Origin of the sequence: Kitasatospora sp. NPDC088346, from assembly GCF_044740765.1 — a bacterium.
GTDB lineage: Bacteria > Actinomycetota > Actinomycetes > Streptomycetales > Streptomycetaceae > Kitasatospora.
Genome location: NZ_JBIURH010000041.1, coordinates 1 through 17,323 on the forward strand (window position 1 = coordinate 1; position 17,323 = coordinate 17,323).

18 protein-coding genes and 1 riboswitch are annotated in these 17,323 nt (G+C 74.5%); of the genes, 14 read left to right on the top strand and 4 right to left on the bottom strand.

From position 1 onward, the window contains the following. Positions 1-361: 361 nt before the first annotated feature. The 3 genes from ACIOFR_RS32910 to ACIOFR_RS32920 all read left to right on the top strand — a co-directional run bounded on the left by ACIOFR_RS32910 (position 362) and on the right by ACIOFR_RS32920 (position 3,256). The gene (locus tag ACIOFR_RS32910; RefSeq protein ID WP_401002912.1) at positions 362-1,063 is read left to right on the top strand and encodes a rhomboid-like protein; all 702 of its coding nucleotides are present in this window, start codon (positions 362-364) and stop codon (positions 1,061-1,063) included. 395 nt (positions 1,064-1,458) lie between these two features. Next, positions 1,459-2,190 (top strand): SDR family NAD(P)-dependent oxidoreductase, encoded by a 732-nt coding sequence (locus ACIOFR_RS32915; protein ID WP_401002913.1) that lies wholly within the window; start codon positions 1,459-1,461, stop codon positions 2,188-2,190. After that, a complete protein-coding gene (locus ACIOFR_RS32920; protein WP_401002914.1) occupies positions 2,183-3,256 on the top strand; it encodes an S-adenosylmethionine:tRNA ribosyltransferase-isomerase in 1,074 nt (357 codons plus the stop codon). Before ACIOFR_RS32915 ends, ACIOFR_RS32920 begins: the two co-directional genes overlap by 8 nt. A 92-nt stretch (positions 3,257-3,348) precedes the next feature. On the opposite strand, the gene ACIOFR_RS32925 is transcribed toward ACIOFR_RS32920, so the two are convergent. Beyond that, positions 3,349-4,629 (bottom strand): glycosyltransferase, encoded by a 1,281-nt coding sequence (locus ACIOFR_RS32925; RefSeq protein WP_401002915.1) that lies wholly within the window; start codon positions 4,627-4,629, stop codon positions 3,349-3,351. Positions 4,630-5,192: 563 nt separating this feature from the next. Here ACIOFR_RS32925 and ACIOFR_RS32930 point away from each other — a divergent pair. Then, a complete protein-coding gene (locus ACIOFR_RS32930) occupies positions 5,193-5,513 on the top strand; it encodes a hypothetical protein (protein WP_401002916.1) in 321 nt (106 codons plus the stop codon). A gap of 67 nt (positions 5,514-5,580) precedes the next feature. Here ACIOFR_RS32930 and ACIOFR_RS32935 read toward each other — a convergent pair whose 3' ends face one another. Then, positions 5,581-6,030 (bottom strand): PPOX class F420-dependent oxidoreductase, encoded by a 450-nt coding sequence (locus tag ACIOFR_RS32935; RefSeq protein WP_401002917.1) that lies wholly within the window; start codon positions 6,028-6,030, stop codon positions 5,581-5,583. Positions 6,031-6,297: 267 nt separating this feature from the next. Continuing rightward, positions 6,298-7,626 (bottom strand): PQQ-binding-like beta-propeller repeat protein, encoded by a 1,329-nt coding sequence (locus ACIOFR_RS32940; protein WP_401002918.1) that lies wholly within the window; start codon positions 7,624-7,626, stop codon positions 6,298-6,300. 231 nt (positions 7,627-7,857) lie between these two features. Between ACIOFR_RS32940 and ACIOFR_RS32945 the strand changes: the two genes are divergently transcribed. Then, positions 7,858-8,568 (top strand): Type 1 glutamine amidotransferase-like domain-containing protein, encoded by a 711-nt coding sequence (locus ACIOFR_RS32945; protein ID WP_401002919.1) that lies wholly within the window; start codon positions 7,858-7,860, stop codon positions 8,566-8,568. A gap of 13 nt (positions 8,569-8,581) precedes the next feature. Here ACIOFR_RS32945 and ACIOFR_RS32950 read toward each other — a convergent pair whose 3' ends face one another. Continuing rightward, the gene (locus tag ACIOFR_RS32950) at positions 8,582-9,247 is read right to left on the bottom strand and encodes an MSMEG_1061 family FMN-dependent PPOX-type flavoprotein (RefSeq protein ID WP_401002921.1); all 666 of its coding nucleotides are present in this window, start codon (positions 9,245-9,247) and stop codon (positions 8,582-8,584) included. A 259-nt stretch (positions 9,248-9,506) separates the two neighbouring features. Continuing rightward, a riboswitch (FMN riboswitch) is annotated at positions 9,507-9,634 on the top strand. Between the two features lie 167 nt (positions 9,635-9,801). On the opposite strand from ACIOFR_RS32950, the gene ACIOFR_RS32955 reads away from it, so the two are divergent. The 9 genes from ACIOFR_RS32955 (at position 9,802) to ACIOFR_RS32995 (ending at position 17,294) form a co-directional block, all read left to right on the top strand. Continuing rightward, on the top strand, positions 9,802-10,467 hold the full coding sequence (locus ACIOFR_RS32955; RefSeq protein ID WP_401002923.1) for a riboflavin synthase: 666 nt from the start codon (positions 9,802-9,804) through the stop codon (positions 10,465-10,467). Beyond that, the gene (locus ACIOFR_RS32960) at positions 10,464-11,117 is read left to right on the top strand and encodes a nicotinamide riboside transporter PnuC (RefSeq protein WP_401002925.1); all 654 of its coding nucleotides are present in this window, start codon (positions 10,464-10,466) and stop codon (positions 11,115-11,117) included. The genes ACIOFR_RS32955 and ACIOFR_RS32960 overlap by 4 nt, the downstream gene beginning before the upstream one ends. After that, positions 11,114-12,379, top strand: coding sequence for a bifunctional 3,4-dihydroxy-2-butanone-4-phosphate synthase/GTP cyclohydrolase II (locus ACIOFR_RS32965; protein WP_401002927.1), 1,266 nt, complete (start codon positions 11,114-11,116; stop codon positions 12,377-12,379). Before ACIOFR_RS32960 ends, ACIOFR_RS32965 begins: the two co-directional genes overlap by 4 nt. Positions 12,380-12,422: 43 nt before the next feature. Then, the gene (ribH, locus tag ACIOFR_RS32970; RefSeq protein ID WP_401002929.1) at positions 12,423-12,908 is read left to right on the top strand and encodes a 6,7-dimethyl-8-ribityllumazine synthase; all 486 of its coding nucleotides are present in this window, start codon (positions 12,423-12,425) and stop codon (positions 12,906-12,908) included. A gap of 112 nt (positions 12,909-13,020) precedes the next feature. Then, positions 13,021-13,293, top strand: coding sequence for a phosphoribosyl-ATP diphosphatase (locus ACIOFR_RS32975; RefSeq protein ID WP_371501575.1), 273 nt, complete (start codon positions 13,021-13,023; stop codon positions 13,291-13,293). 62 nt (positions 13,294-13,355) lie between these two features. Beyond that, positions 13,356-14,204, top strand: a complete 849-nt coding sequence (gene hisG / locus ACIOFR_RS32980; RefSeq protein ID WP_401002931.1) for an ATP phosphoribosyltransferase — start codon at positions 13,356-13,358, stop codon at positions 14,202-14,204. Between the two features lie 67 nt (positions 14,205-14,271). Continuing rightward, positions 14,272-14,709 (top strand): PH domain-containing protein, encoded by a 438-nt coding sequence (locus tag ACIOFR_RS32985; RefSeq protein ID WP_401002933.1) that lies wholly within the window; start codon positions 14,272-14,274, stop codon positions 14,707-14,709. 207 nt (positions 14,710-14,916) lie between these two features. Next, entirely contained in the window at positions 14,917-16,254 is a 1,338-nt protein-coding gene (locus ACIOFR_RS32990) for a hemolysin family protein (RefSeq protein WP_401002935.1), read from the top strand. Further along, positions 16,251-17,294, top strand: coding sequence for a hemolysin family protein (locus tag ACIOFR_RS32995; protein ID WP_401002937.1), 1,044 nt, complete (start codon positions 16,251-16,253; stop codon positions 17,292-17,294). Before ACIOFR_RS32990 ends, ACIOFR_RS32995 begins: the two co-directional genes overlap by 4 nt. Positions 17,295-17,323: the final 29 nt, after the last annotated feature.

Here is a 17,323-nt window from a genome sequence, read left to right on the forward strand (position 1 = left end):
CTGCTCCGTCAAGGCCGGCCTCACCAAGTAACCGGCCCCCGCACGGCCCACCGCCCCGCCACCCACACCCCGGGAGGCGGGGCACAGGCATGCCCACGCGAAGTCCCGTACCGGCCGGGGGAGTTCCGCTCCCACACACGCCGACGGGGCCGCGCGTGCGGACTGACGTGCCATCACCGCAGCTGCGCCGCAGGTCAGGTGGCCGCCGCCGGGTGGGACCCCGGCGCCGGGACCGGTTTCCGTACCGGCTAGTTTCGGCCCATGGGGCGGACGCCCCGGTCGACCGTCCGCCCGTCACCGCCCCCTGCACCCCGGGCAGTTCGTCCTCCATCGAGGCCGACGCCCAGATCGGAGCCGTCCGATGGCATTCCGTCGCCTGCTGCACACCCTCCGGACCTACCCGACGCGATCACCGCTCACCCTCGGTTACGTCTGCGTGCTGCTGCTCACCCACGCCTGGGTCGGCTACGGGATGTCGGACGAGCAGTCCTCCTCCCTCCTGCACCACGTCAGCACCAACCTCACCAACCTCGGCGACCACCCGGTCACCGCCCTGCTCGGCAGCACGCTGTTCTTCGACGGCACCCTGACGGACGTCGCCTCCCTGGAGTTCCCGGCCACCTTCATCACCCTGGGCCTCGGCGTCTGCGGCTTCCTCGCCTGGTCGGAACGGCGCTGGGGCGCGCTCCGCGCCTTCGCGGTCTTCCTCGTCGGCCACATCGGCGCGACCCTGCTCACCGCCGCGGTCATCGGCCTCGCCCTCCGCCGCGGCTGGTACGACGACAGCGTGCGGAACACCCTCGACTACGGCATCAGCTACGGCGCCCAGGCCGTCATGGCCGCCTCCACCGCCGCCCTGCCCCGCCTCGCCCGCCTCCCGTGGGCCGCCTTCCTCCTCGCCTGGCCCCTCGGCGGCGTCGACTGGTCCGAGCCCATCCCGGACTTCACCACCATCGGCCACCTCCTCGCCGCCGCCCTCGGCTTCACCCTCCTCCTCACCCACCCCGAACGCCGCTTCCCCCGCCCCACCCCCGCCCCCCTCCCATCCCCCGGCCGCCCCTAACCCACCACCGGGGGCGATACGGCGCTACCGCCCTCCGCCATGGGCAGTGCTGAGCGCCTCGGCGCGCCACCCGTCCGTACGGGCCGCCCGCCGGGGCGCGGGGAACTGCGCGATTGCGGAAGGTGTGGCGCTGCGGCCCTCCGCGGTGGGCAGTGCTGAGCGCCTCGGAGCGCCCCCCGTCCGTACGTGCCGGCTGCCGGGGGCGCGGGGAACTGCGCGATTGCGGAAGGTGTGGCGCTGCGGCCCTCCGCCGTGGGCAGTGCTGAGCGCCTAGGGGCGCCCCCCGTCCGTACGGGCCACCCCCGTGGGGGCGCCGCGGTACTAGGTCGAAGGGCCCGGCGGTGGTGAGCCTGCCGCCCGATCTGGCCGGGGCCCTGGGGAGGCAGGCTCGGGGTATGAACGAGACGCAGAACACCGCCCGGGTCGCCGTCGTCACCGGGGCCTCCCGTGGCCTCGGGCTGGCGCTCGCCCGGGCCCTCGCGACCGACGGCTGGCAGCTGGTGGTGACGGCCCGGGGCGGGGCCGAACTCGCCGCCGCCGAAACCGAACTGGCGGCCCTGACCAAGGTCGTCGCGCTGACCGGTTCGGTCGTCGACGACGACCACCGTGAGCGGATCGCGGAGGCGGCGGCCGCCCTCGGCGGCGCCTCGCTGCTGGTCAACAACGCTTCCACGCTGACGGGTTACGAGCTCGCGGGCGCCCGGCCGCCGGCCCTCGCCGACCACCCGCAGGCCGGTCTGCTGGAGACCTTCGAGGTCAACGTCCTCGGCCCGATCGTGCTGACCCAGCTGCTCCTGCCGCAGCTGCGCGAGCGCCGCGGCGCCGTCCTCAACATCAGCTCCGACGCCGCCGTGGAGGCGTACGCCGGCTGGGGTGCGTACGGGGCGAGCAAGGCGGCTCTCGACCACGCCTCCGCCGTTCTCGGCCGGGAGGAGCCGTCGGTCGCCGTCTGGGCCGTGGACCCGGGCGACCTGCGGACCCGGATGCACCAGGAGGCCTTCCCCGGTGAGGACATCTCCGACCGGCCGGTGCCGGCGACCGTGGTGCCCGCCTTCCTCGGCCTGTTGCGGGACCGCCTCGCCTCGGGTCGTTACAGCGCGGTCGGTCTGCTCGCGGCAGGTGAGTGAGGTGGCGGCGGACACCCGTCCCGCCCTGGACGTGGTGGTGCCGGCGGAGCTGTCCGCCCGCGCCCCGGCGGAGGCCCGCGGCCTGGCCCGGGACGGCGTCCGGATGCTGGTGGGGTACCGGGACGGTCCCGTCGTCGAGCACCGCACCTTCCGTGAGCTGCCGGACGTCCTGGGCCCCGGCGATCTGCTGGTGGTCAACAACTCGGCGACCCTGCCGGCCGCACTGCCGGGCCGGCTGCCCGACGGAGGCACCGTGGTCCTGCACGTGTCGACCGCACAGCCGGACCGGCTGGGCCACCACCTGGTCGAGCTGCGCCGCCCGACCGCGGGTGCCGCCGAGTACTACCCGCCGGGGTCCTCGCCGGCCCGCGGCGGGCTGCGGATCGAGTTGCCCGGCGGGGCGCGGGCGGAGCTCACCGCCCCGCACACGCCCCGGTTGTGGCACGCCCGGCTGGCTCTGCCCGGCGGCGCGGTCGGCTACCTGGGGCGGTACGGGCGGGCGATCCGGTACGGCTACGTCGACCGCGACTGGCCGGTCGAGGTATACCAGACGGTGTTCGCCTCGGAGCCGGGCAGCAGTGAAATGCCCAGCGCGGCGAGGCCGTTCACCGATCGGACGGTGTCCCGGCTGGCGGCCCGCGGGGTGCTGGTGGCGCCGGTCACCCTGCACACGGGCGTGGCCTCCCCGGAGGTCCACGAGACGCCGTACGCGGAACGGTTCCGGGTGCCGCCGTCGACGGCGCGGCTGGTCGACCACGTGCGGGCCTCGGGCGGGCGGGTGGTCGCGGTCGGGACGACGGTGGTGCGGGCCCTGGAGTCGACGGTCGGCCCGGACGGGCGCCCGCACCCGGCGGACGGCTGGACCGAGTTGGTGATCACCCCCGAGCGTGGCGTCCGCACGGTCGACGGCCTCCTCACCGGCTGGCACGAGCCGCAGGCCTCGCACCTGCTGATGCTGGAGGCGGTCGCGGGCCGTCCGCTGCTGGAGCGCTGTTACGCGGAGGCGGTCGCGGGCCGCTACCTCTGGCACGAGTTCGGGGACGTCAACCTGCTGCTGTCACGGTAGGTCCCGGCTGCCGTCCCGGTGCGCGCGGCCTCGGGCGAGCGGGGCTGCGCGCGTCGCGGCCGTGGACCGGTTTCCCCGCCTGCCGCGGCGGGTCAGGTGACCGGGCGGTGGGTCGGGCGGCCGGTGGCGATCCGTTCGGCGAAGCGCAGGACGTCCGCGGCGCCGTCCTCGGCCGCGAGGCGGTCGGCGATCCGTCCGGCCCGCCGGCGGTGCGCCGGGTCGTCGATCGCGCGGCGGACGGCTGCGGCCAGGCGTTCGGCGGTGAGGCGGCGGAGGGTGATCGCCTCGGGCGCGACGCCGAGGTGCGTCAGCCGGGCCGCCCAGAACGCGGCGTCGAGCTGCATCGGGACGGGCACCGCGGGCACGCCCGCGCGCAGCCCGGCGGCCGTGGTGCCGGCGCCGGCGTGGTGCACGACGGCGGCGGTCCGCGGGAACAGCCAGGAGTGCGGGACCTCGTCGACCGTCAGGACGTCCGGGCCGTCCAGCCTCAGGCCGGTCCAGCCGCGCTGGACGACGGCCCGGACGCCGGCGGACCGCAGTCCGGAGGCGACCGTCCGGGCCAGCCGTTCGGTGTCGCCCACCACCTTGCTGCCGAAGCCGACGAACACCGGTGGCGGCCCCGCGGCGAGGAAGTCGACGAGCTCGGCGGGCGGTTGCTGCCCGGGGGCGTCGTACGGCCACCAGTAGCCGCTGATCCGGGCGGTGGCCGGCCAGTCGGCGGGGCGGCGGACCACGGTGGGGGAGAAGCCGTGGAAGACCGGCCGGCCCTGCCGGGCGTTCCGGCGTCGCAGCCGGCCCGCCGAGGCGGCGGGCAGCGCGAGCCGGCGGCGCAGCATCCGGACGGCCGGCCCGTAGATGCCGTCGACCGCGAGGTTGGCGGCGTGCCCGGCGGCGCGGTTGCCCCAGGGGCCGAGCGAGCGGGCCGTCCCGGCCACCACGGGGAGGAAGTCCCGGGTGGGGTCGAGCGGTTGGAGGTGGAGGGCGGCGCTCGGGATCCCGGCTGCTTCGGCGACGACCTGCCCGAGCGGTGCGGTGGGCGCGGACAGCAGGAGCAGGTCGGTGCCGAGGGCGGTGGCGTCCGCGATGCCGCGGGCGAGTTCCGGCATGAAGCCGCGCCCCATCCGCAGCAGGTGGACCATGGCCCGGGGCCCGTCACCGGTGCGGAGCATCCGCTGCCCGCGTTCGGAGGCGAGCTCCGCCCGTGGATCGACGGGCAACGCGCGGAACTCCAGGCCCGCCTCGCGCACCTGGGCCCCGAACGTGGTGTGCGTGGCGAGCGCCACCGTGAACCCGGCCGAGGCCAGCCGGTGGCCGAGGCCGAGGAAGGGGGACACGTCACCGCGGGAGCCCGCGGTCGCGATCAGGATGCGCACGCACCGGAGTATCCCCGCCTGCCGGGGCCCGCCGCTGCCCCTTCGGACGCCCGCACGCGAACGGGCCGGTCCCCGGCGTCCGGACCGCCGGACCGGGCCCACCGATCGGGTGAACGGTCGGACGAACGGGGATTGACTTCGCATCACCAGCTTCCGCTCGACGTCCGCCGGGACGTCACCGCTGGCGCGGTGGAACGGAATCCGGCCGGGTGTGCCGCCGGGAGCCGGCGCATGGGTCCAGCCGATTCGGAGGGAATGGCGGCACTTCGTCCCTTTTCCCGGATGTCGGGTCAATTGGTGTCCGCCCCGGCCGATGCAACGGGTGCGGAATCGGGTGGCGCGTCGTCCCGGGTGCCGGTGCGTTGCCCCGGACGTGGATAATCCGTGGTCGACCCCGCCGTCCGTGTGCCATTCTGGCGCGGTCGCGCGGCCGGCTCCGCGTCGCTTCGGCATCCTCGTTTCATCGGTGGGAATTCACCGGCGATACCGGGGGGGGCGAATGCCGACGGAATCCGCTAGGGTCGCGGATCGTCTCTCATCACACCTCACCCGGGGAACCTCTCTTGAACCTTGACTTCAGTGTCGACCCGCTTTTCTCGTGGTACGTCGTCCTGCTGGCGATCAGCGGCGTCGCCATGATCGGGCTCGGCGCCTTCACGGCGGGTCAGAGCACGGGCATGCGGGTCCTCAACGGCCTGGCCGGAGCGGCTTTCCTGGGTTACGCGATCTACCTCGCGTTCTTCTTCGAGGGCGCCGAGTACCGGATGTTCTTCCAGGCCTTCATCCTCCCCGTCCTGCTGATCGTCAAGTTCGTGAAGGGGCTGACGGAGCGGACCAACGCGGCCCCGGCGCAGCCGGCTCCGGCCCCCGACGCCGCGAGCTGATCCCGCACGCGTGAAAGCCGGGCCCGACAGGTGATCCTGTCGGGCCCGGCTTTCTCGTGCGCGCGGGTCAGTTGAGGCTGTACGGGCCCCTCGGCCGCCACTCCCGTCCCATGCCGAGGCGGTCGAGGTCGGTGACGGTGAGGCGGATGCCGACCGTGCCGTCCAGGCCCACCCGCAGGCGGCTGCGGGCGAGCGCCAGCATGGCGGTGAGGCCGTACTTGTCGATCAGTGCGGTCCGGTACCGGGCGGTGGTGTCGGCGTCGCACAGGGTGGCGCGGGCCCGGGTCCGGGCGGCGACCGGGCGGCCGTGGGCGTCGCAGGGGGTGAGCAGTACGCCCGGGTGGAGCCGGATCCGCCGGACGGTGTCGGAGTCGGCGGGCGCCCAGACCCCGAGTGCGGTGCCGTCCTGCACCACCCAGGTGGTGATGGCGGTGGCGGTGCCGTCGGGGTCGAAGGTGGTCAGCAGGAGGTGGCGGGCGTCGGCGAGCCGGTCGCTGCGGTGCCGTACTGCGTGCACGTGGTCCTCCTCGGTGGTGGGCCGGGGCGCGGTCGGTGCGGCTCGGCCGGGGTGAGCGGGGGGAGGACCTCGACGAACCCGCCGTAACGGCCGCCCCTTGATGATCCCGCTCTCCCGGCCGCCCGGCACCTTCTCCCGATCCCGATCCCGATCCCGAACCCGAACCCGATCCCGATCCCGAACCCGGCGCCGGGCGCGGACAGCACGGCGGGGAGGAGCAGGAACGGGATCGGGAGGCCCGGGTGCAGGGTGGTCCCGCCGGGGGCCTCAGGCCGTCGGCAGGGCGTGCAGCACGGAGTCGTGCCCCGCGAACAGCCGCTCGCCGTCGGTGCCCAGCCACCAGACGTCCACGCCCGGCAGCCCGTCCGTGAAGGTCCACAGGGTGCGGCCGTCCGCGACGTCCACGGCGGTCACCCCGTCGTCGGCGCCGCCGGGGACGTACAGCACCCGGCCGACCACCAGCGGCACCGAGCGCAGGTCCACCCGGTACGGCAGGGTGCAGGACCACAGCTGCCGGCCGTCCTCGGGGGCCAGGGCGGTGATCTCGCCGTCCGAGCGCACGGCGTACAGCGCGCGGCCGTCGGTGATCGGCGGGAGGTAGCGCCAGGTCGCCCCCGGCGGCCGGGACGGTGGCCGGAGCGGGCTGCCGTCGAGAGCGGCCAGGACCCGCAGGTCACCGGGGTCGACGCCGAGGCAGACCCGGTCCGGCAGCGGTGCGAGCCAGCTGACGGACGGCCCGGCCGGGGCCCGCCACAGGGTCCGCCCGTCCCGGGTGTCGACGGCGACCAGACGCTCCCCGGTGTCCAGGGCGAACAGCCTGCCGTCCAGCAGCCCGGTCCGCAGCAGCAGCGAGTCCTGCTCCCGCCGCGACCGCGACCAGACCAGCCGGCCGGCGGCCGGGTCGACGGCGAACAGGACCTCGGCCGGGCCCGCCGAGGCCGTCGGGGCGAGGTCCGCGGTGCAGATCAGTGCGTGGCCGTCGGTGCCCAGCAGGGTGTGCGAGGTGACCCGGCCGCCGAGCAGCGCGGCCAGTTCGACCGGGCGGTCCGGGTGCCCGGTGCGCAGGTCGTGGCCGTCGAGCCGGCCGTCCGCGAGGGAGTGGACCCGCTCGGCGGTCGGCGCGAGCAGCCAGCTGCGGCCGCTGCCGTACGCCGGCGGGCCGTCCGCGGCCAGCGGTAGCCGCAGCCGCCTCGTCCCGGTGGCCGGGTCGAGGACGTCGACCGCTGCGGCGGTGGGGAACAGCGGGGCCCGGGTGCCCGGACCGAGCCGGCCCGGTGCGGCGCGCTCGGTGCCGCGGTACGTCCACAGCGGTGCGGGGCCGGTGAACCGGGGTGCGGGGAGGCGCGGTGGGGGATCGGGCCGGGAGAACCCCCGGGCGTACAGGCCCAGTCCGAGCACGGCCGCCCCGGCCGCACCCGCGGCCACCAGGGTCCGCCGGGTGGGCCGGACGTGGTCGGGCCGGCCGGCCACCACGTCCGAGGACGACTCCACCGGGCCTTCGCCGGAGGGGAGTTCCTCGCTCAGGTCGGAGATCGCGGCGGCCGGCGCGGCGGCGGCCGTCCGCGGGCTGGCGGGCGTCGGCTCGGCGGGTGCCACGAGAACTCCCCTGGTCGGCGGGCTCCGGTCGTCGGGCCCCGATTATGGCCGCACCGGCTTTCCCCCCGCACCCCGTACACGACCCGACCCCGCCAGGTCCGCCCACCGCGTGCCCACCCGTGGCGCCGTCGGCCGCCCCGCCTCCACCGCCCCGCCGACCCGGAAATTCCCGGCCCGGCCCGCCGCCCGGTTGGTACGGTTCGCCGGTCCGGACGACTGCAGGGGTGGGACATGACGATCGTTCAGCTGGTCGGTGGCGGCAGTGAGCCCGCCGGCTTCGCGGCCCTCTACGGGCCGTTCCTCGCCGCGGCCGGGCCCGACCCGCTGGTGGCCTGCGTCCTCGTGGACGAGGGGGACGCGGCCGAGTACTTCGCCCAGTGGACGGAGCGGCTGCGATCCGTCGCAGCGTGCCGGACGCGGCTGGTCGCGGTGCCGATCGGCGGCTGCGCCGACCTGTCGGCCCTGGACGGCGCCGACGCCGTCCTGGTCGGCGGCGGTCTGACCCCTGCCTACCAGGCCTCGCTGGCCGTCCCGTTGGCCGACTACCTGGCCGGGCGACCGCTGCCGTACGCGGGCTTCTCGGCGGGCGCCGCGATCGCCGCCGACCGGGCGGTGGTGGGCGGCTGGCTCACGGACGGCGTCCAGCTCTGCCCGGAGGAGACCGGCGAGGACCTGGAGGAGATCGAGGTCCGCCCGGGCCTCGGCCTGGTGGCCTTCACCGTCGACGTGCACGCCGCCCAGTGGGGCACCCTGCCCCGGCTGGTGGAGGCGGTGGCCCGGGGCGAGGCCGAGCGGGGCGTGGCGATCGACGAGAACACCGCGCTGTCGGTGAGCGGCGGCACGGCCGGGGTCGGCGGGCTGGGCCGGGTCCACCTGGTGGCGCGGGCCGCCGGCGCCGTCACCGTCCGCAGCTACCGGGCGGGGGAGCGGCTGCCGCTGTGAGGCCGGGCCGCGGTCACTCGTAGCGGTGCAGCAGCGATTCCTCCTCGGCGCGCAGGACCTGCTCCAGGGACACCGCGGGGTTCCCGAGGTGGGAGAGCGTGACCTCGGCGGAGCTGGGCGCGGCGTCCGCGGCGATCCACTGTTCCGGCTTCCAGGCCGAGCTGCGCAGGAGGGCCTTGGGGCAGTGCCCGTACACCTCCTCGACCTCCACCACGACGGCGCTGCGCGGCGGCTTGCCGACGGCGGTCAGCTGCTCCAGCAGCCGCGGGTCGGCGGACACGCAGGCCCGGCCGTTGACCCGCAGGGTGGCCTCCCGGCCGGGGATGACGAAGATCAGGCCGACCCGGCCGGTCTCCACGATGTTGTGCAGCGAGTCGAGCCGTCGGTTTCCGGTGGCGTCGGGCAGGGCCAGCGTGAACTCGTCCAGGACGGCGACGAATCCCGGCGGGCCGCCGCGCGGTGTCACGTCGCACCGGCCGTCCGCGCCGGCGCTCGCCATGAAGACCAGCGAGGACCGGCCGATCACCCGGCGCGCGACGTCGTGGATCCGGTCGACCTCCTTGTGCCGGACGAGCTCGCTCGGCATCTCGTACAGGTCGCGCAGGCCTGCGGTCTCCCGTACGGCGGCGGCGTCGAGGGCGGCGAAGACGGGGCTGCGGTGCTCCGGTGGGGTGCTCACGTCCCCCGAACCTACGCGACGGGCGATCTTGGCGTAACCCCCGGTGCGTCCCGCCGTTGCGGCCCCGCACAACCCCCCCGCGTACGGACGGCCCTTCCGGCGCGGGTCTCCCGGCCACCACGTCCGCGGCCGCCCCGCCACCGGGGTCGGCGGTATTCCCGTGAGCACGCGGTCGCGGAGTGAAGCAGGCCACATGACAAAGGTCTGCTGCCGAGCGGCCGATCATGGCAGAATGACGGCAGTAGTAGCAGTGACGTTCAGCGCACTCCGGGGTCGGTGAAAATCCGAACCGGCGGTTACAGTCCGCGACCCGTCCGCAGCCAGCGGCCGGTTGACCAGGTGAAATTCCTGGACCGACGGTTAAAGTCCGGATGGGAGGCGTGCGCGGCGGATCAGTTGGACCACGGCTCGTCCGCGAGCCGTGGCGCAGGTGCGACGGGAGAGCTCCCGTCCGGCGACGGCGCCGGACCGGGGGGTTGTTCCGCGTACCGCTGTCCGCGTCATCTCCCGTCTGCCGCCCCGGAGTCCGCGCCCCAAGCGCGAGGAGAACCCGGGTGTTCACCGGCATCATCGAAGAGCTCGGCGAGGTCGTCTCCATCGAGGAGATCGGCGATTCCTCGCGCATCCGCCTGCGTGGCCCGGTGGTCTGTTCGGACGCCCGGCACGGCGACTCCATCGCGGTCAACGGCGTCTGCCTGACCGTGCTCGACGGCCCCGAGCAACTGGCCCGGGGCACCGGCGAGTTCAGCGCCGACGTGATGGCCGAGACGCTGCACCGCTCCAGCCTCGGCGTGCTGCGGCCCGGCTCCCGGGTCAACCTGGAGCGCGCCATGGCGCTCGGCGCCCGGCTCGGCGGCCACCTCGTCCAGGGGCACGTCGACGCCACCGGCACCCTGCTCTCCCGCGAGCCCGGCGACCTGGACGCCGACGGCACCCCGCGCTGGGAGGTGCTGCGCTTCTCGTTGCCGCCGAGCATCACCCGCTACCTGGTGGAGAAGGGCTCGATCACCGTCGACGGCGTCAGCCTGACCGTGGTCGAGGCCGCCCTCGACTCCTTCACCGTCTCGCTCATCCCGGCCACCCTCGCCCTGACCACGCTCGGCGCCAAGACCGTCGGCGACCCGGTCAACCTGGAGGTGGACGTCCTGGCCAAGTACGTCGAGCGGCTGCTCGACACCCGTACCCTGCCCGCCGCACTCACCCCCCGGGACGCCTCGTGAACTGGCTCAGCGGCACCGCGTTCACCGCCTTCGGCCAGCACGTGGTCTGGGCGGACATGCTCGGCAACCTGCTCGGCTTCGGCGGCCTGGCGCTCGGCTGGCGCCGCTCGGTGTGGAGCTGGCCGGTCCAGCTGCTCTCCGGTGCGGTGCTGATCGCCGCGTACCTCGGCGGTGACGCGCCCAACCCCGGACTGATCGGCAAGCAGGTGATCGTGATCGCCGCCGCGGCCTGGGGCTGGACCCGCTGGCAGCAGGGCCGCCGCTCGGCCGGCGAGATCGCCGTCCGGTTCGCCACCTGGCGCGAACGGGCCGTGCTGACCGCCGCGCTGGCCCTCGGCACGCTCGGCCTGGCCGGGCTCTACTTCGCCAACCCCAGCTGGTCCTGGAGCCCGTGGGCGGACGCCTACATCTTCGTCGGCACGCTGGCCGCGATGTACGCCCAGGCCCGCGGGTGGATCGAGTTCTGGTTCGCCTGGATCGCCGTCGACGTGGTCGGCGTCCCCCTCGCCTTCAACAGCGGCTACGCGTTCTCCGGCCTGACCTACAGCATCTACTTCGTCCTGGTGCTGCTGGGCCTGCGCGCCTGGTGGCAGCGCACCCGCACCTCCCGTCCCGTCAGCATCAACATCCCCAAGGGAGCCACGGCATGAGCACCCAGCAGACCGACGACGTCCCGGTGCTCGACCCGGTCGAGCGCGCCATCGCCGACATCGCCCTCGGCCGCCCGGTCATCGTGGTGGACGACGAGGACCGCGAGAACGAGGGCGACATCGTCTTCGCGGCCTCCGCCGCCACCCCCGAGCTGATGGCCTTCACCATCCGCTACAGCTCCGGCGTGATCTGCGTCCCGATGACCGGCGACGAGCTGGACCGCCTGGACCTGCCCCCGATGACCCGGGTCAACGAGGACCGCAAGGGCACCGCCTACGCGGTCTCGGTGGACGCCCGGGACGGCGTCTCCACCGGCATCTCCGCCGCCGACCGGGCCCGTACCGTGCGGCTGCTCTCCTCGGCCGGCACCGCGCCGGGCGACCTCACCCGGCCCGGCCACGTCTTCCCGCTGCGCGCCGTCGAGGGCGGCGTGCTGGTCCGCCCCGGCCACACCGAGGCCGCCGTCGACCTGGCCCGGCTGGCCGGTCTCGCCCCGGCCGGCGCCATCGCCGAGGTGGTCAACGACGACGGCACCATGGCCCGCCTGCCCGAGCTGGTGGTCTTCGCCCGCGAGCACGGCCTGGCGATCATCTCGATCGAGGACCTGATCGCCTACCGCCGCCGCACCGAGCTGCACGTGGACCGGGCGGCCGTCACCGCACTGCCCACCGAGCACGGCGAGTTCACCGCCGTCGCCTACCGCGGCACCATCGACGGCGTGGAGCACCTGGCGCTGGTGGCCGGCGGCCTCGACGCCGACGGCCGGCTGCCCGAGGGCGAGGACGTGCTGGTCCGGCTGCACTCCGAGTGCCTGACCGGTGACGTGTTCGGCTCGCTGCGCTGCGACTGCGGCCCGCAGCTGCAGGCCTCGCTGGCGAAGGTCGCCGAGACCGGCCGCGGCGTGGTGCTCTACCTGCGCGGCCACGAGGGCCGGGGCATCGGCCTCGCCCACAAGCTGCGCGCGTACGAGCTCCAGGAGCAGGGCCGGGACACCGTGGACGCCAACCTCGACCTCGGCCTGCCCGCCGACGGCCGGGACTACAGCATCGGCGCGCAGATCCTCGCCGACCTGGGCGTGCGCTCGCTCACCCTGCTCACCAACAACCCGGAGAAGCAGGCCGCGCTGACCGAGCACGGCCTCAAGGTCAAGGGCCGCCTCCCGCTCGCCGTCCGCACCAGCGAGCACAACCTCCGCTACCTGCGGACCAAGCGCGACCGGATGGGCCACCACCTGCCCTGGCTCGACGACGACAACGCCTGAGAACCCCCTTCCCCCCTTCGACAGCGAACAGGAAGTAACCGACGTGAGCGGCCACGGAGCCCCTGAGCTGACCCTGAAGAACTGCGCCGACCTGCGGGTCGCGGTGATCGCCGCGCAGTGGCACGACCAGGTCATGAACGGCCTGCTGGACGGCGCCCACCGGGCGCTGAAGGAGCTCGGCATCGACGAGCCCACCGTCGTCCGCGTCCCGGGCACCTTCGAGCTGCCGGTCGCGGCCAAGCAGCTGGCCGGCCGCGGCTACGACGCCGTGGTCGCCCTCGGCGTGGTGATCCGCGGCGGCACCCCGCACTTCGACTACGTCTGCCAGGCCGCGACCCTGGGCCTGACCCAGGTCGCCGTCGACACCGGCGTCCCGGTCGGCTTCGGCGTGCTCACCTGCGACAACGAGGAGCAGGCGATCGACCGTGCGGGGCTGCCCGGCTCCGCCGAGGACAAGGGCCACGAGGCGGTCACCGCGGCCGTCGCCACCGCGGTCGCCCTGCGCTCGGTCAACGAGCCCTGGCGCTGAGCCGGTCCGGCCGCCGGGCGCCCACGGGCAGCCCGGCGGCCGTCCAACGTACTGTCCACTGTGCGGAACTGTTTACCGGAGCCCCGCCGGCAAGCCGTAAGGTGAGCTCATCATGGCTTCCAAGACATTCGAGGAGCTCTTCTCCGAGCTCCAGCAGAAGGCCGCCTCCGGCGACCCCTCGTCCTCCCGTACCGCGCAGCTCGTCCAGCAGGGCGTCCATGCGATCGGCAAGAAGGTCGTCGAGGAGGCCGCCGAGGTGTGGATGGCCGCCGAGCACGAGTCCGACGAGCGGACGGCCGAGGAGATCTCCCAGCTCCTCTACCACCTTCAGGTGATGATGGTCGCCCGCGGGTTGACGCTCGACGACGTCTACTCGCACCTCTGAGCCGCGCCCCCGTGTCCACTCCGGTCCCGTCCGTCACACCCCCAGCGAAGGAATCCCCGCTCATGCTGCGCATCGCCGTCCCCAACAAGGGTTCGCTCTCGGGTCCCGCGGCGGAGATGCTCCATGAGGCCGGCTACCGCCAGCGCAAGGACCCCAAGGAACTGGTCCTGGTCGACCCGGGCAACCAGGTCGAGTTCTTCTTCCTGCGGCCCCGCGACATCGCCGTCTACGTCGGCTCCGGCCGCCTGGACGTCGGCATCACCGGCCGTGACCTGCTGCTGGACTCCGCCTCCGACGCCGAGGAGGTGCTGGCGCTCGGCTTCAGCGGCTCCACCTTCCGGTTCGCCAAGCCGGTCGGCCTGGCGGTGGAGGACGTCCAGGGCCTGGAGGGCCTGCGGATCGCCACCTCGTACACCGGCCTGGTCGAGCAGCACCTGGCCGAGCAGGGCGTGAAGGCGACCGTGACCAAGCTCGACGGTGCGGTCGAGACCGCCGTCCAGCTCGGCGTCGCCGACGTGATCGCCGACGTGGTGGAGACCGGCACCAGCCTGCGCAACGCGGGTCTGGAGGTCTTCGGCGAGCCGATCCTGGTCTCCGACGCGGTCGTGATCCGGCCCAAGGGCGCGGGCGAGGACAGCAGGGTCGAGCAGTTCATGCGCCGCCTGCAGGGCGTGCTGGTGGCCCGCCGCTACGTGCTGATGGACTACGACATCCGGGCCGAGAAGGTCTCCGAGGCCGTCGCGCTCACCCCCGGCCTGGAGTCGCCGACCGTCTCCCCGCTGCACACCGAGGGCTGGGTGGCCGTCCGGTCGATGGTGCTCCGCAAGGAGGCCCAGCAGATCATGGACGACCTCTGGAGCATCGGTGCCCGGGCCATCCTGGTGACCAACATCCACGCCTGCCGCCTCTGACAGCACACTTCGCGGGCGGGGGTCCCGACCGGACCCCCGCCCGCTTCCCGTTCTCCTGGAGCCCCCGTTGTCCACCGCCGCACCCCTCCCCGTCACCTGGGCCCCGCGCCGCACCCGGGCCGTCCTGCTGCCGCTGTGCGTGCTGCTGGTGGTCGTCTTCACCACGATGGCGTTCGCACTGCCCGCCAACTGGCACCTGAACGACCGGGTGGCGATGGTGGTGAGCGGCCTGCTGTTCGCCGGGGTCGCGCTGATGCTGGCCCGGCCGCGGGTGCGGGCCGACGCCGAGGGCGTCACCGTGGTCAACTTCGTCCGCAGCCGCCGGCTGGCCTGGGCCGAGATCGTCCGGGTCAACTTCCGCGCCGGTGACCCCTGGGTGACGCTCGATCTGGCCGACGGCACCGCGCTGGCCGCGGTCGGCATCCAGGCCGGCGGCGGCCGGGACCGCGCGATCGCGGCCGCCCGCACCCTGCGCGACCTGGTCGAGCAGCACCACGCCCGCTGAGGCCGCCCCGGCGTGCCGCCACCGGGGACCGATCAAGATCCCTACACTCGTTCGGGTATCGTCTACGCTGGTAAAGCCGGGGCAAAACACCCGCCCGGCCGCCACGAACCCATCCCGACCTGAGGAGTGACACCTCCCCTCGATGGACGATCCGTCCGGTAGTCCCGGCGCCGCCCAGCCCCGGAAGCACGGAAGGCGGGCGGCCCAGTGACCACCGCCTGGCTCATGCTCGCCGCGGCCGTGCTGCTCATCCTCGCCAACGGCCTCTTCGTGGCCGCCGAGTTCGCCTTCGTCACCGTGGAACGCGGGGAGGTCGAGCGCGCCGCCGCCGGCGGCGACCGTCGCGCGGCCGGCCTCCTCAAGGCCCTGCGCAAGCTGTCCTTCCAGCTCTCCGGCGCCCAGCTCGGCATCACCGTCACCTCGCTGGTGGTCGGCATGCTCGCCGAGCCCGCGCTCTCCGAACTGCTCACCCCGGTGCTGACCGCCATGGGCATCCCGCTCTCCGCCGCCACCGGCATCGCGCTGGCCACCGGCCTGGTGCTCGCCACCGTGGTGCAGATGGTGATCGGCGAACTGGTCCCCAAGAACTGGGCGATCGCCCGCCCGCTCCAGGTCGCGTACGCCGTGGTCGGCCCGCAGCGGGCCTTCTCGACCGCCTGCCGCCCGCTGATCACCGTCCTGAACGGCTCCGCCGACCGGCTGGTCCGGGCGATCGGCCTGGAGCCGCAGGAGGAGCTCGGCCACGCCCGCACCCCGGCCGAACTGGTCGCGCTCGCCCGCCACTCGGCCCGCGCCGGCGCCATAGACCAGGAGTCGGCCACCCTCTTCGTGAAGACCCTCGGCCTCGGCCAGCTGACCGCCGAGTCCGTGATGACCCCCCGGGTCGCGGTCGCCGCGCTCCAGCGGGACGCCGGCGCCGCCGACGTGATCAACCTGACCCGCGCCACCGGCCTCTCCCGCTTCCCCGTCTACGGCGACAGCCTGGACGAGGTGATCGGCACGGTCACGCTCAAGGACGCCCTGGCCGTCCCGCCCGAGCGCCGGGCCGCCACCCGGGTCGCGAGCATCAGCGTCCCGCCGCTGCTCGTCCCCGAGACGTTGCCCGCCGAGCGCCTGCTCGACCTGCTGCGGCGTCAGCAGCCGATGGCCATCGTGGTCGACGAGTACGGCGGCACCGCCGGCGTCGCCACCATCGAGGACATCGTCGAGGAGGTGGTCGGCGAGGTGCAGGACGAGCACGACCCCGCCGACGTCCCCGAGCTGCGCCCGCTGCCCCCGGTCGACGCCCTGCCGGTCTGGGAGGCCGACGGCCGGGCCCGGATCGACCAGCTGGCGATCATCGGCCTGCACGCCCCCGACGGCCCGTACGAGACGCTCGGCGGCCTGCTCGCCGACCTGCTCGGCAAGCTCCCCGAGGTCGGCGAGCGGGCCGAGCTGCCGGGCTGGCGGTTCACCGTGCTCGCCGTCGACCGCCACCGCACCAGCCGGGTCGAGATCCGGCGCACCCGAGACGACGACCGGTACGACGAGGACGAGACCCGATGACCGTGCTCCTGCTGGCCGCGTCGATCCTCCTGCTGCTCGGCAACGCCTTCTTCGTCGGCGCCGAGTTCGCCGTGATCTCCGTCCGCCGCAGCCAGATCGAACCGCTCGCCGAGGCCGGCGACCGGCGGGCCCGGACGGTGCTGCACGCGCTGTCCAACGTCTCCGCCATGCTGGCCGCCGCCCAACTCGGCATCACCGTCTGCTCGCTGCTGCTCGGCGCGCTCGCCGAGCCGACCATCGCCAACCTGGTCGAGGGCCCGTTCCACGCGCTCGGCGTCCCCGATTCGCTGATGCACCCGCTCAGCTACGCCCTCGCCCTGGCCGTGGTGGTCTTCCTGCACATGGTGCTCGGCGAGATGGTGCCCAAGAACATCGCGCTGGCCGGCCCGGAGAAGGCCGCGCTGTGGCTCGGCCCGCCGCTGGACCGGACGGCCCGCTGGCTCACCCCGGTCATCACCTTCCTGAACGCCTTCGCCAACGCGGTGCTGCGGCTGTTCAAGGTGCAGGGCCGGGACGAGGTGGAGTCGGTCTACACCACCGAGCAACTGCTCCTGCTGCTCACCGACTCCCAGGAGGCCGGCCTGCTCGACCGCAGCCGCCAGGAGCGGCTGGAGGACGCCCTGGAGCTCGGCCACCGGCCGGTCACCGACGTCCTGCTGCCGCCGGACCAGCTGGTCTCGGTGGGCACCGACGTCACCGGCCGCGAGATCGAGCGGCTCGCCGTCCGCACCGGCTTCTCGCGCTTCCCGGTGATGGACGCCGACGGCACCGTCCGCGGCTACCTGCACGTCAAGGACACCCTGGAGGTGGACGACCTGGACGCCCCCGTCCCGGCCCGGCTCTGGCGTCCGGTCACGGTGCTGCGAGGCACCCTCCCGCTGGACGACGCGCTCGGCGCGATGCGCCGGGCGGCCGCCCACCTGGCCGTGGTGTCCGACCCGGACGGCCGCCAGCTCGGCCTGGTCGCACTGGAGGACGTCCTGGAGGAGCTGGTGGGCGAGGTCCACGACCCGGACCACCGCCCGGCCGCCCGCGCCTGACCCACGCCCGCGCCCGGGGCGGCCGCGTG